This window comes from Streptomyces sp. CNH287 (assembly GCF_000424825.1).
Map to the genome: position 1 here is coordinate 606,721 of NZ_KE384251.1, position 12,662 is coordinate 619,382.

A 12,662-nucleotide genomic window follows, 5' to 3' on the forward strand; every position below is an offset into this window, starting at 1 on the left:
GGAGAACCAATGATGCTCCAGTGCACCGCCACCGGCCACATCCCACCCCCACCCCACCTCCTCCCCGAAGCCGAAACCGGCTACGCGCTGTGCGCGCTCGCCCAGGACCATCAAGGACCCCACGCCGCACACCTGTGGGACTTCGACCGCAACTGGGCCGTCTGGCGCCAATGGAACGACGAGGACGCCCGCTTCGTCCTCCTCCCCTGGTGCACCCACACCACCACCGAAGACACCCACGGCGACGCCTGCGCCCTCTTCCGCAACCACCCCACCGGCCACACCTGGCACATCACCGACCCCACCCACGACGCCCTCCGCCAACACGCCACCCACGAACCCTGAACCACCTGTCGGCATCCTCCCGATGGTGCAGCTGCCGCCCGGCTCCCCTCGGCGCACCGCTGCTGCTTCCTTGGGCGGAGGTCGGAGAAGCCGTGGACTTCACCCTCGGGCCGATCGACGTGGGCGCCGCCTCGGAGGGTGCGACGTTCCCTTCTCAGCGGCTCGGCGTTCGAGGAAAAGATCGGCTATGCCCGTGCCGTGGTCGACGGGGACTGGGTGCACGTGTCCGGGACAACGTAGCCGTGGCCGCCCGGCCCGCAACGGACAGGCCGTAGGCTCGCCTCGTGATCACTACCTGGGAGTCCACGACCGCAGGCGTGCTGCGGCTGCCCTCCGGGCGGCTCGTGCGGGGGCGCGGCCTGCGCAATCCGCTGCCCGACGGGCCGGAGCCGGAGTTCGCCCTGTACCTCCAGGGCAAGCCGCCGCCCGCCGTGCGCTGGGAGTCGCGCTGGGTGCGCTGGCCGGACTTCCGGCTCCCCGCCGACCGCGCCGCCGCCGGGGAGGCGCTGCGCGAGGCGTGGGCGCGGGCCGAGGCGGAGCGCGTGGAGATCGCGTGCGGCGGCGGCTACGGGCGGACGGGTACGGCGCTGGCCTGCCTCGCCGTACTGGACGGCGTGCCCGGCGGCGAGGCGGTCGCCTACGTCCGTGAGCACTACAACTCCCGTGCCGTGGAGACCCCTTGGCAGCGCCGCTTCGTCACCCGCTTCTCCTGACCCGGCGCGGCTGTCAGCGGGCGGGAGTCGGCGCGGCCGAGGGCTGCCACTCCCGCCGGAGCAGCCCGTACACCCACGAGTCGGACACGTCCCCGTTCACGACGCAGTCCTCGCGCAAGGTTCCCTCCCGCACGAAACCGAGCTTCTCCAGAATCCGGCCGGATGGCAGGTTGCGCGTATCGGCCTCGCTCTGGACCCGGTTCAGGTCCAGTGTGTCGAACGCCCACTGCAACACGGCGTGCGCGGCCTCCGTCGCGTACCCGTGGCCCCACATCGGCTCGTCGAGGCAGTAGCCCAGCGACGCGCTGCGGAAGTCCGGGTTCCACTCCATCAGAGCGCACCAGCCGACGAAGGCTCCGTCGGAAGCACGGTCGATGGCCACCCGTGCTCCGGTGCCCGCCTCCGCCATCTTCCGGCACGTCGCGAGGAAGCGGTCGGCGCGGGCACGTTCGGTCCACGGCGGGGAGTCCCAGTAGCGCATCACGTGGGTGTTGCTGTGCAGCGCGAAGAGGTGGTCCGCGTCGGCGGCGGTGAAGGGGCGCAGCCGGAGGCGGGCGGTGTGCAGGGTGGGGGTGGTCAGCGTCATGTGCCCCATCTTGCGTGCTCGCGAGGCGGGCAGACACCGAATTTCCGGCGTCTGGGGAGACGGACGGCCCGCCGGGTGCGGCCTACGCGCCGAAGGCGCGCAGCAGGCTCGTACGGAGCGCCGCCGACGCCTCGGCGCGGTCCAGCCGTCCCGCCTCCACCTCGTCGGCGGCGGCGTGGCCGAGCCGTACGGTGACCGTGACCATCCAGCCGGTCGGCAGCTCGCGGTCGAACTCGCCCTCACGCTGACCGCGTTGGAGCAGCTGGCGGAGCCGGTCGGCGACGGGGGCGTGGCGGGTGTGCTCGGCCTGCGTGTCCGTGGGCAGCGCGGCGAACTTCTGGAGCAGCGTCGAATAGCGCCCGGCCGTACGCTCGCTGGCGTCGAGCAGCCGCAACAGCGCCTGCGGGGCCGGGCCTTCGTCCAGGCGCTCCGCGTCCATCGCGGCCACGGCCTCCTCGGTGACCCGTTCGACGGCCGCGCCGAGCAGCGCTTCCCGGGAGGGGAAGTGGGCGTAGACGGTCTGGCGGCTCACCCCCGCCTGCGCGGCGATCGCCTCGACGCTGGCGTCGCCGGGCGCATTGAGGAGCTGGACCGCCGCGTCCAGCAGGGCGGTCCGGCTGCGTAGGGCATCGGAGCGGCGGCGTCGGGGGGCTGCGGGAGAGGTCAACTCGTACACCTTGTAAAAGTTAGGGAGTCCTGTATATCTTACAGTCTGTAAGAGATCGTAGCGGAGGCCGCCGGCCCCTGCCGGTGGTCCGGACCCCGGAGCGTCATGAGCGCACTCGATGCCACCAGCCCCGCCCAGTTCATCGCCGACTTCTACACCCGCTTCACCGAGGAGGTCGTCCACTCCGACGACCCCGGCGCCGCGATGCACCGCTTCTACACCCCGGACGTCGTGCAGTACTCCAACGGCATCCGGATGGACTGGGACAAGCTCCTGGCCCACACCCGCCCCGTGCGCCGCAACTTCCCCGAGGGCCGGATCGAGGTCCACCAGGCCGTGGCGGACGGCGACCGCATCGCGGCGTGGATGACCTTCCACGCGGTCTCGCGCCAGGGCCGTGCCGTCACGACGGAGGCGCAGATGTTCGCCGAGTTCACCCCGGACGGCCGGATGCGCCGCGCGCACGGGCTCAGCCGCACGGTCCCCGAGGCGGAGTGATGGCCGAGTCCGCGTACCTCGTCGCGGGGATGGCCTGCGGCCACTGCGTCGAGTCGGTCACCGAGGAGGTAGCGCTGATCCCGGGGGTGACCGGGGTGCGGGTGGATCTCGACGCCGGATCGGTGACGGTCACCAGCGAGCGCGAACTGTCGGCCGCCGAGGTGCACCAGGCCATCACGGAGGCGGGGTACGACCCGGTGCCCTGACGGGGGCGCCGAGACCGCAGGGGAGGCCGGGCGGTGGCGCGGACCGCTGGCGTGCGTTTCTCCGACAGCCCCGGCACAGCCCGGGAATCGGTCTTGTCGGCAGATATCCGCAGTGTTCAATTCGCTGCTAGCGTCGGGCAGATGGGTGGCGCGCACAACGAACTCCACGGGGTGGTGCGGGGCCACTCCGTTCAGGCCAGGGACATTCACGAACTGCATCTCCACCACGCGATTCCCGCCGAGCGCACACGCACCGGGCCGTTCGTCGGCCGGGCCGGGGATGTACGCCGTGCGACCGCCGCGCTGGAGGCTCCCGAGGCGGACGCGGTGGTGGTGGCCGGTCCGCCGGGCGCGGGAGCGCACACCCTCGCCCTGGAGTGCGCTCACGATCTCGCCCGGGAGGGCCGCTTCCCGGGCGGCCTGCTCATGCTGAGCCCGCACGGCCACGGCCCGGCGCGGCCCCTGACGGCCGGGACGGCACTGCTCGCGCTGCTCCGCGCGCTGGGCGTGCCGGGCGAGGAGATGCCGTCGACGGTGGCGGAGCAGACCGAGACGTACCGTTCGATTCTCGCGGAGCGCCCGGCCACGCTGCTTCTCTTCGACTTCGGTGAAGTCGACGACGCCGCACTTCTCGATCAACTCCGGCCTGGCGAGGGCGAACACCGCATTCTCGTCTCGGCCTCACCTCCTCCCTCCTCGCTGTCGCTGCCGCTGTCGCGCGCACGGGCCCGGCACGTGGAAGTTCCGGTGCTTTCCCCGGAGAAATGCCGGGAGTTGCTGGAGGAACTCCTGATCCGGGCGAACCGCTCCGGCGCCCAGCGGCTCTCCGCAGACCCGGCGGGCGTGGACGCCCTGATCGGGCGGTCCGGATACCTGCCGTCGGTCCTGCGCGTGCTCGCGGGAACACTGAGCACGCATCCCGCGCTCTCCCCGTCGGAGGTGGCCGCCCGGCTGCCCGCGTACGACTCCCCGGCCGGGGCCGCGCTCGAACTCGCCCACCGCCTGCTGCCGCCCGAACAGGCCCGCGTGTACCGGCTGCTCGCGCTGCACCCCGGCCGCCGCGTCAGCACCGAGGCGACCGCCGCCCTGGCGGGGCTGCCCCTGGAGGAGGCCAGGGGCGCGCTCCGCGAGCTGCGCCGGGGGCAGTTGGTCCAGTACCACACCGAAGGTGTCCGGCCGGTTCCGGGCTGCTACCGACTGCACGGCTCGGCACGCGCCCACGCCACCGTGCGGGTCCGGCGGGACGAGAGCCCCGCCGCCCGCGCCGAGGCGCTCACCCGTCTGCTCGACCACTGCCTTCGGGCCACCCGCGACGCCCTGCGCCGCCTCGACTTCGAGCTGCTGCGCTCCGACGCGGCCTCCCACCGCTCCCACCAGCACAGGGCGGCGCTGGCCTGGCTCGACGGCGAGGACACCGACCTCGCGGCCGTCTCCCGGTCGGTGGGGCACGGCAGCCCCGCCGCGGCGGCCCTGGACGAGTCGCTGGTTCCGTACCGCGCACTGCGCTACGGCTCCGGTGACCGGCTCGTCACCGCTGCCGCGCTGCACTCGTACACGGTCCAGCCGGGGGACACGCTCAGCAAGATCGGCGGCCGCTTCGGTGTCAGCTGGAAGGCACTCGCCGAGGCGAACAAGATCCCCGACCCGGACCTCATCCACCCCGACCAGATCCTGCGCGTGCGGTAGCGCGCTGCTGGAGGAGTGACGTGCGTCACGCGGCCCGGGCGGGGCCGGGGCGGGTGCCGTCGGCGCGTGCTGTGGCGGGGTGCCGCAGACTCCCTGGTCACCTGCTGTCCTCGCGCGCCGGGCTTGTGCGCTACTGCCCGGTAGTGGGCGTGCCGTGGGCAGTTGCCGTCGCCTTCCGGACGAAATTGCTCGGAGACCGCTTCCACGTTTGCCCACCCCCGACCGATTAGCTGGGTCACAGAGGGCACCGAAGTCCTCGGGCGCAGGGCGACGTTGGGACGGGGCGTGATCGTCCGGCGCTCAAACGGAAGAGAGGAAGAGGCACTTGTCTGAGCTGCTCAGCGGAACGCCGGCTGCGACCACCGCCGCGCGCGGCCGTGCCGTAACGGGCGTGCCGCGTCCGGTGGAGCACGGCCGCACGGCAGGCGTCCCGTCGGGGGTCGCGTCCTCGGGCGAGCGAGGCGGCGCCGTCCACCCGCCCCGCCCCGGCGTTGCCCACCACCCGGACGCCCGGCTCCGCGCCCGTACCGGTGCGAAGGAGCGGGCGTGAACGAGGACGAGGACGACAAGGGCAGGAGCACCAGGCCCATGGTGCGGGAGCGCCAGCAGATTCCCGTGGCCTTCTGGGCCTTCCACCGCCAGTTCCACCGCGCGTACCGGCACTACGCCGAACTCCAGCTGGGCGACCCCCGGTTGGCGGGACGGGTGGTGCACGCCGTCTTCCAGAGCCTGCTGCTGGGCTGGCCGCGGCTCATGGAGGAGGCCAGCCCCGCCGAGGGCGCCTGGGCGCACCTGAAGGAGGCCGTCGACGACGCCCTGCTCGCCGCCGGCCGCGACTCGGCGCTCCCGGAGACCGCGGCGTTCGCCCGCGTACGACGTGCCGTGCTGGAGGACACCCGCGACGAGTTCGCGGCCATGGAGTCCAGCGTCGGGCTCTTCCCCGCGATAGCCCGGCTGCCCGGGCGTCAGCTGGACGTGGTGGTCCTCCACTACGTCCTGGGGTACAGCACCGCCGACACCGCCCGCATCATGGGCGTCACCGAAGCGACCGTCCGCTCCCACCGTCTCAGCGCCCGCCAGCGGCTCGCCCGGGACCTGGGCTTCCGGACGGAACCCGACCACACCGAGGAATGAGGAGTACCACCCGATGCAGCCGCCGCGAACCCTGGATGATCTCCTGAACGATGCCCGCACCGCTCAGCACGACGAGGTCGACGAGGAGCGGGAGGAATGGCTCTCCCGCCGCTTCCTCGCACTCGACTACGCCGAAGCGGTGCGGCACGGCAGGACCAGGGGAGGCGGCTACCCCCACCCCGCGCTCGGCCCGGCCTCGTTCACCGCCGCGGGGCCGGGCCGCGGGGGAGCGGTCTCCCGGCACGAGTCGGCCACCCGCGAACTGCGGGCCCTCTCCGCCTGGACGATCCGCAGCCCCGGCGCCGCCGAACGCATCGCCGACCTCGCGCACAGCCACCAGATCGACCCCGACAGCGCGCTCGTCTTCGCCTGCCTCCTCTACCTGGCCGACCGCGACGACCACGCCGAGACGCTCTGGCAGTTCGCCGCCGGTGCCGACAAACCCGCCTCCGCCGAATGCCTCTCCCTCCTGCACACCACCCGCGGCGACCTCCGCCAGGCCCGGCACTGGGCACGTCAGGCGGTCGTCCTGGACTCCGAGGACGCCTCGGGTGCCTCGGGTGCCTCCGACGAAGCGGAGGGGGTGGACGGCGCCGCCGCCCGCCCCCGGGCCTCCGCACGCGTGACCGTGCGGGGAGGGGGGCGGGAGCGGGAAGGGGACCGGCGCGAGATGGGGCCGCTCACCTCGCTGATGCTCCTGCGGGTGTGGCAGGCGCTGCGCGGCATGGAGGGCGCGGCCACCGGTGGAGGGCCGGGCACGTGCGCCGGTCACGGGTCCGGCTCGGGTTCCGGGTCTGGCTCCGGCCTCACCGTGAGCGCCTTCCACACCCGCGCGGGCACGCTGTCCCTCGGCGTGACCGCCGCCGTCCAGCGCCTCGAGGCCGCGCCCAGCAGCCAGTTCGGCCTGCTGTCCTGGCCGGACCACACCCTCGCGCGGCAGGTCGAGGGCATGACCGGCTGACGCGCCGCGCACGTGCCTGCCTGCCCGCCCGCCTGCCTGCTGATCGCTGACCCCCTGACCCGCTGACCGGTCGCGCCCCGGCGCCACGCCGCGACCTCCGGCCGACCCGCCGCAGCCGCGCGCCGCTTTCCGCCCCACCCTCGACAGGGAAGAGCCCAGCATGTCCGGATTCCTGATAGCCGCCCTCCTCTTCGCCGCGATCGTGGGGGCCGTGGTGATCGTGGTCGTCGTGTCGCTCGCGTCCACCCCCGTACGGATCGCCGTGGTGATCACGGCCTTCACCGCACTCGTCGCGGCGCTGCCGCCCGTCTTCGAGGCGCTCCGGTCGCCGCAGAACACCCAGGCCCCGGCAGGCCCGCCGCCCGCCCCCGCGCACACCACGGGCGCCCCCGAACCGGCCGCCACCGCGCGCTGAACGGCCCCGCGCTTCCCGAGGCCGCCCGGGGCCGCCGCCCTACGTCGGCTGCGGGACCGTCGCGCCGGACCCGTTCACCGCGACCGTCCCGCTGTCGCCGCTGCGCCCGTTGCCGCTGCCCGGGCGCCGGTGCAGCGCGGCGGCCAGGTGGACGAAGGAGCGGACGAGCGGCCCCGCGTCGCCCGTCTTCCAGGCCAGCACCAGATCGCTGGCGGGCAGATCGGCCAGCGGCACCGCCGCGAGGCCCTCGGGCAGTGTGTGGGTGAGCGGCGCCAGGCCCACCGAGCCGTCCCACAGGACGCTTTGCAGGCACTCGTGCGCGGTGCGCACGACGGGCCCCTCACGCCCGCGGGTGGCCGCAGGCCCGTTCCAGGCGGCCCGCCAGAGGGGGTCGGTCTCCTCCGGCAGCCGGAACCAGCGCCGGTCGGCGAGGTCGGCCTGCCGCAGGTCCGTCCGGCCCGCGAGCGGGTCGTCGGCGCGCAGCACGGCGCCGACCGGGTCGGAGCGCAGCACCCGCACGGTGAGTCCGGCGGTCTCGAACGGCGCCCGGGTCAGGGCCACATCGACGAGCCCGGCCCGCAGCCCGGCGGTCGGGTCGGTCAGGTCGGCCTCGCGGATGCGGATGCGCGTACGGGGATGGCGCTGCCGGTACGCGTCAGCCAGCCGGGTGCCCGTCTGCTCGGCGCTGTCGGCGAGGGTGCCGACGGTGAGCACGGCGGGACCGGCGACGGCCGCCACCCGGGCACGGACCTGCTCGGCGCGGGCCAGCAGCGCGCGCGCCTCCTCGTGCAGCGCGGCCCCGGCGGGGGTGAGCGCGACCCCGGCGGGGGAGCGGTGCAGGAGGCGGGAGCCGAGGTCGGCCTCCAGTTGCTGGACGGCCCGGCTCAGCGGTGGCTGGGTCATGTGGAGTCGGGCGGCGGCCCGGCCGAAGTGGAGTTCCTCGGCGACCGCCACGAAGTAGCGCAGCGTGCGTAGGTCCATCAGCGGAGACGATACCGGGGCGGTATCGGGGAGCCGGAAGGGGTGTTGGACGCGGCGAGCGGCCCGGGATGGACTGGGCACGCTCGACCGGAGCCGACCGAAAGGACCGAAGGAGTCACGATGGCTGAGCCGCAGATCACGCAGGACCCCGCCGTACGCGTCGCGGGTGCCCAGGAGCTGGCCCGCGACCTGGTCGTCATCCCCGACCCGCGGGTCCCGCTGGTGCCGAACATCGGCGTCATCGGCGGCCGGGACGCCGTACTGGTCGTCGAGACGGGCATGGGCACCGACAACGCCGCGAAGGTGCTGGAGTTCGCGGCCGAGCACGCCAAGGGGCGGCGGCTCTACCTGACCACGACCCACTTCCACCCCGAACACGCCTTCGGCGCCCAGGTGTTCGCGGGCGAGGCGACGTACCTGTGCAACCGGGCACAGGCCGAGGACCTCAAGGAGCGGGGCCCCGGCTACCTGGAGATGTTCCGGGGGCTCGGCGAACCGGTCGCGCGCCGGCTGGCGGGAGTCACACCGGCAGCGCCGGACGTCGTCTACGAGAACGCCTACGACCTGGACCTGGGCGGCCGGGTGGTGCAACTGCGGGCGAGCGGCCGGGCGCACACCAGGGGCGACCAGGTGATCCGGGTGCCGGACGCGGACGTCCTGTTCGCCGGGGACCTCGTGGAGGCCGCCCACTTCGCCATCTTCCCGTGGTTCCCGCCGCACGACACCGACGTCTCGGGCGTCCGCTGGCTCGGCGTCATGGAGCGCCTGGCGCAGCGGGGCGACGGGATCGTGGTCCCCGGCCACGGCGAGGCAGGTGACCAGCGGCTGCTGACCGACGTCCGCGACTACCTGCGCCTCCTGCGCGACGAGACCTGGGTGCGCCGCGACTCCGCGATGAGCGAGCAGACGATCGCCGAGGAACTGACGGCACTCATGACCGCGCGCCACCCGGAGTGGGCGGGCCGGGAATGGATCGAGAAGGGCGTCGGCTGCCTCTGCTCCGAACACCCCGCGTGAGGCCGCGCCGGGCCGCTCTCAGCGCGGTGCCCTCCCGCCCCGCCTCCGCGGGCTTGCACGTGCGGACCAAGGGTCCGGCGGGTGTGCGGTGGGGCCGAGGGACTCGCCGCGGGTGAACTCCCCGGCGTAGGCCGCCTCTCCCAGGACCTCGGCCGCTCCGGCGGAGACGCGGTCGACGTCGTCCCGCTCACCGGCGGCCAGCGGCGTGCCGACCGACTCCCGGACGGCGGCGGCGCCGCCCAGCAGCCGGGCCGCGAGCCGGGCGTCGCCCGCCGCCAGCCGCGCCCCGGCCATGCCCTCCAGCGCCAGGGCGAGCGCACGGGGGTCGCCGGTCTCCCGCGCGCTCGCCAGTGCCTGCTCCTGGAGGCCGACGGCGGCCGGCGCGTCGCCCCGCAGCTCCGCGACGAAGCCGAGTTCGACCAGGATCAGCGTCGGCAGGCCCAGCTCGTACCCCATCTGCCGGTGCAGTGCGAGTACGCGGCGCAGGTGCGCCTCGGCGGCGTCGAGTCGCCCCTCCCTGCGGGCACCGAGCCCGAGCCCGATCTCGGCGAACTGCTCCCCGAACTTGTCCGACTGCTCCACCGCGAGCCGCCGCGCCCGCTCGTGGAACTCCCGGGCCGCCGGGAAGTCCTTGGTCAGCAGGGCGATCCGGCCGAGCCCGGAAAGTTGGAAGGAGACCTCGGGCCACAGCCCCATGTCCTCGGCCATCCGCAGGCCGTCGTGGTAGAGCTGCTCGGCGCGCGCGTAGTCGCCGACGACCTCCGCGTGGGTCTGGAGCGGGACCATGGCCTGGAGTTGGCCCCACCGGTCGCCCAACTCGCGGAAGAGGGACAGGCTCTGCTCGCCGCCCTCGCGCAGCGCGCCGAAGTCCCCGCGCCGGTTGGCCAGGAACGTACGGCTGCCGAGCGCGGCGGCCGTGCCCCAGGTGTCCCCGAGGGCGCGGAAGGTCTCCAACGCCCCCTCCACCAGGCCGATTCCGGCCGACAGGTCGCTGAGGCCGTACAGGTGCGAGCCGAGGAACCACTCCGCCCGCGCCCGCCCGGCAGGGTCGTCCACCCGCGCGAAGGGCTCCAGCGCGGTGCGGTACTCCGCGACCGGGTCCGTACTGCCGCCGATCAGCAGGCGGATGCCCCCGAGCCAGCCGGTGGCCCGCGCGACCAGCACGGGATCGCGCGGAGCGGCCGGTGAGGTGAGCGAGAGGGCCAGCGCGAGGGAGCGTTCGGCCTCGCCGGTCCGGCCGCGCAGCCGCCAGTACCAGGCAAGCGCGTTCACCAGGCGGAGCGCGAGGTCTGCTTGGTGCGGCGCGTGCGGCGCGTCTGTGTGGTCCGGTGGGTGCGGCTGGTCCGGATCGTGCGTATGGGCGGCCGTGTCGAGGGCCGCGCGCAGGTTGGCCGCCTCGGCGTCCAGGCGGCGCAGCCAGGTGCGCTGGTCGTGGCCGCGCAGCCGCGACTCGGCATGTTCGGCCAGCGCGGTGTAGTGGAGCAGGTGCCGCTGCCGGAGCGCGTCCCACTCGCCCGCCTCCCGCAGGCGCTCGTGGCAGTACGCGGTGACCGACTCCAGCAGCCGGTACCGGGGCCCGTCCGGCGTGTCCGCCACGACCACCAGCGAGGCGTCCACCAGCCGCGACAGCAGGCCCGGTACGTCCCGGGGGCGTACGTCCCCGGTGGCGCAGACGGCCTCCGCCGCCTCCAGCGCGCAGCCGTCCGCGTGCACGGCGAGGCGCCGCAGCACCGTACGTTCCGACTCGCCGAGGAGGCCCCAGCTCCAGTCGATCACCGCCCGCAGGGTGCGGTGCCGGGCCGGTGCGGTACGCCGATTCGTCTCCAGCAGGTGGAGCCTGTCGTCCAGGCGGGCCGCCAACTCCCGTACGCCCAGGGCGCGGACACGGGTCGCGGCCATCTCCAGGGCCAGCGGGATGCCGTCCAGGCGGCGGCAGACGGCCTCGACCGCGGCGGCGGAGTCCTCGTCGAGTACGAAGCGGGGGGCGGCGGCGGTCGCGCGGGAGACGAACAGCTCCACCGCGTCCGGCTGCGCCAGCGGCGGCACCTCGTGGAGCTGCTCGCCCGGGATGCCCAGCGGCAGCTGGCTGGTGGCGAGGACGGTGAGCGCGGGCGCCGCTCCGAGGAGGTGCTCGGCCGCCTCGGCGGCCGGTCCCGCGACGTGCTCGCAGTTGTCGAGGACGAGCAGGGTGCGCCGGGCACCCAGGGCGCGTACGACGCGGTCGGCCAGCGGGACGGGCCGGCCCCCGGTGTCCTCGCGGACACCCAGGACGGCGCCGATCGCCTCGTACACCGCCGCGCTCGTCGCGGAGGCGTCGAGCGCGGCGAGTTCGGCCAGCGGCACCCCGCCGGGGAACTCCTCCGCCGCCTGGCCCGCCGCCGTGTGCGCGAGCCGCGTCTTGCCGACGCCGCCCGCGCCGGTGAGGGTGACCAGGCGGTGCGCGGCCAGCTGGGCGCGGAGCGTGCGGACGGCCTCGGTGCGGCCGACGAGGGCGGTCAGGCCGGTGAGGCCGGTGGGCACGGGCGCCGCCGGGACGGGAGCCGCGGCAGGAGCAGGAGCAGGGGCCGGGGCAGGGGCGAGCGCTGGGTCGTGGGTGAGGATCGCCTCGTGCAGGGCGGCCAGCTCGGGGCCCGGCTCCAGGCCGAGTTCGTCGGCGAGGCGTGCGCGCAGCGCGGCGTAGGCGCCGAGGGCGGCACTGGGGCGGCCCGCCAGGCCCAGGGCGCGGATGTACGCGGTGTGCAGCCGCTCCCGTAGCGGATTCTCGGCGGCCGGGGCCGCCAACTCCTCTGCCGCCAGGGCGGGTTCGCCGAGCAGGAGCCGGGCCTCGGCCCGTTCCTCGAAGGCGGTGAGCCGCCGCTCCTCCAGCCCGGCCACGGCGGCACGGGTGAACTCCTCGTCCGCGAAGTCCGCGTACGCGGGACCGCGCCACAGCGCCAGCGCCTCGGTCAGCAGGGCGGCGCGCTCCCGGGGTGCGTCCGCCGCGCGGGCGCGGGCCGTCAGCCCGGCGAAGCGGTCGGCATCCACGGCGTCGGCGTGCGCCGCGTCGGCGTTGGCGGCGCCGTCCGGCAGGAGCTGGTAGCCGGGCGGGCGGGACGCGACGAGGGCACGGCCGCCCGGCTCGGCGGCCTCCAGCGCCCGGCGCAGCTGCCAGACCTTGTTCTGGAGGGCGCCCGCGGGATTGCCCGGCGGCGAGTCGCCCCACAGGTCGTCGATGAGCCGGTCCGCGGACACCGGCCGCCCGCGGTGCACCAGGAGCGCCGCGAGCAGGGCGCGGACCTTGGCCTCGGGGACCTTCACCGGTCGCCCGTCCGCCGTCCACACCCCCACCGGGCCCAGCACCCCGAAACGCATGTGATCACGTTAATGCCGCGCCGGGCAGGGTTCACCCCGCGAGCCGCCCGAGGGCCTGTCTGATGCGGCACCGGAGGTCCGCCTCTCGGGGCGGGGAGCGGA

General features: G+C 74.8%; 13 protein-coding genes and 1 pseudogene. 10 read left to right on the top strand and 4 right to left on the bottom strand.

Features of this window, described 5'->3' with window-relative positions:
* The first annotated feature begins 9 nt into the window (after positions 1 to 9).
* The 3 genes and pseudogenes from H299_RS0126515 (at position 10) to H299_RS0126520 (ending at position 1,058) form a co-directional block, all read left to right on the top strand.
* Positions 10 to 345, top strand: coding sequence for a hypothetical protein (locus H299_RS0126515; protein WP_051262860.1), 336 nt, complete (start codon positions 10 to 12; stop codon positions 343 to 345).
* 138 nt (positions 346 to 483) lie between these two features.
* Positions 484 to 582, top strand: a pseudogene (locus H299_RS40705) (RidA family protein); the annotation flags it as partial.
* A 47-nt stretch (positions 583 to 629) separates the two neighbouring features.
* A complete protein-coding gene (locus tag H299_RS0126520; protein ID WP_027750882.1) occupies positions 630 to 1,058 on the top strand; it encodes a phosphatase domain-containing protein in 429 nt (142 codons plus the stop codon).
* A 13-nt stretch (positions 1,059 to 1,071) separates the two neighbouring features.
* On the opposite strand, the gene H299_RS0126525 is transcribed toward H299_RS0126520, so the two are convergent.
* Together H299_RS0126525 and H299_RS0126530 are read right to left on the bottom strand one after the other, a co-directional pair.
* Positions 1,072 to 1,644, bottom strand: coding sequence for a GNAT family N-acetyltransferase (locus H299_RS0126525; protein ID WP_037760921.1), 573 nt, complete (start codon positions 1,642 to 1,644; stop codon positions 1,072 to 1,074).
* Between the two features lie 82 nt (positions 1,645 to 1,726).
* The gene (locus H299_RS0126530) at positions 1,727 to 2,311 is read right to left on the bottom strand and encodes a TetR/AcrR family transcriptional regulator (protein WP_027750884.1); all 585 of its coding nucleotides are present in this window, start codon (positions 2,309 to 2,311) and stop codon (positions 1,727 to 1,729) included.
* Between the two features lie 105 nt (positions 2,312 to 2,416).
* Here H299_RS0126530 and H299_RS0126535 point away from each other — a divergent pair, with 105 nt between their 5' ends.
* From H299_RS0126535 to H299_RS0126560, 6 genes are all read left to right on the top strand, one after another.
* A complete protein-coding gene (locus tag H299_RS0126535; RefSeq protein ID WP_027750885.1) occupies positions 2,417 to 2,809 on the top strand; it encodes a nuclear transport factor 2 family protein in 393 nt (130 codons plus the stop codon).
* Positions 2,809 to 3,015: a cation transporter gene (locus H299_RS0126540; protein ID WP_027750886.1), complete on the top strand. Its 207-nt coding sequence runs from the start codon at positions 2,809 to 2,811 to the stop codon at positions 3,013 to 3,015. The genes H299_RS0126535 and H299_RS0126540 overlap by 1 nt, the downstream gene beginning before the upstream one ends.
* 141 nt (positions 3,016 to 3,156) lie before the next feature.
* Positions 3,157 to 4,701: a LysM peptidoglycan-binding domain-containing protein gene (locus H299_RS36435; RefSeq protein ID WP_158692393.1), complete on the top strand. Its 1,545-nt coding sequence runs from the start codon at positions 3,157 to 3,159 to the stop codon at positions 4,699 to 4,701.
* A 546-nt stretch (positions 4,702 to 5,247) separates the two neighbouring features.
* Positions 5,248 to 5,835, top strand: a complete 588-nt coding sequence (locus tag H299_RS36440; protein ID WP_051262861.1) for a sigma-70 family RNA polymerase sigma factor — start codon at positions 5,248 to 5,250, stop codon at positions 5,833 to 5,835.
* A gap of 13 nt (positions 5,836 to 5,848) precedes the next feature.
* Positions 5,849 to 6,796, top strand: a complete 948-nt coding sequence (locus H299_RS37800; protein WP_051262862.1) for a hypothetical protein — start codon at positions 5,849 to 5,851, stop codon at positions 6,794 to 6,796.
* Between the two features lie 160 nt (positions 6,797 to 6,956).
* On the top strand, positions 6,957 to 7,211 hold the full coding sequence (locus H299_RS0126560; protein WP_027750887.1) for a hypothetical protein: 255 nt from the start codon (positions 6,957 to 6,959) through the stop codon (positions 7,209 to 7,211).
* Between the two features lie 39 nt (positions 7,212 to 7,250).
* Here the strand turns inward: H299_RS0126560 and H299_RS36450 are convergent, their stop codons facing one another.
* Positions 7,251 to 8,192, bottom strand: coding sequence for a LysR substrate-binding domain-containing protein (locus H299_RS36450; RefSeq protein WP_051262863.1), 942 nt, complete (start codon positions 8,190 to 8,192; stop codon positions 7,251 to 7,253).
* Positions 8,193 to 8,312: 120 nt separating this feature from the next.
* On the opposite strand from H299_RS36450, the gene H299_RS0126570 reads away from it, so the two are divergent.
* The gene (locus tag H299_RS0126570) at positions 8,313 to 9,209 is read left to right on the top strand and encodes an MBL fold metallo-hydrolase (RefSeq protein WP_027750888.1); all 897 of its coding nucleotides are present in this window, start codon (positions 8,313 to 8,315) and stop codon (positions 9,207 to 9,209) included.
* An 18-nt stretch (positions 9,210 to 9,227) separates the two neighbouring features.
* Here the strand turns inward: H299_RS0126570 and H299_RS36455 are convergent, their stop codons facing one another.
* The gene (locus H299_RS36455) at positions 9,228 to 12,560 is read right to left on the bottom strand and encodes a BTAD domain-containing putative transcriptional regulator (RefSeq protein ID WP_051262864.1); all 3,333 of its coding nucleotides are present in this window, start codon (positions 12,558 to 12,560) and stop codon (positions 9,228 to 9,230) included.
* Positions 12,561 to 12,662 lie beyond the last annotated feature (102 nt).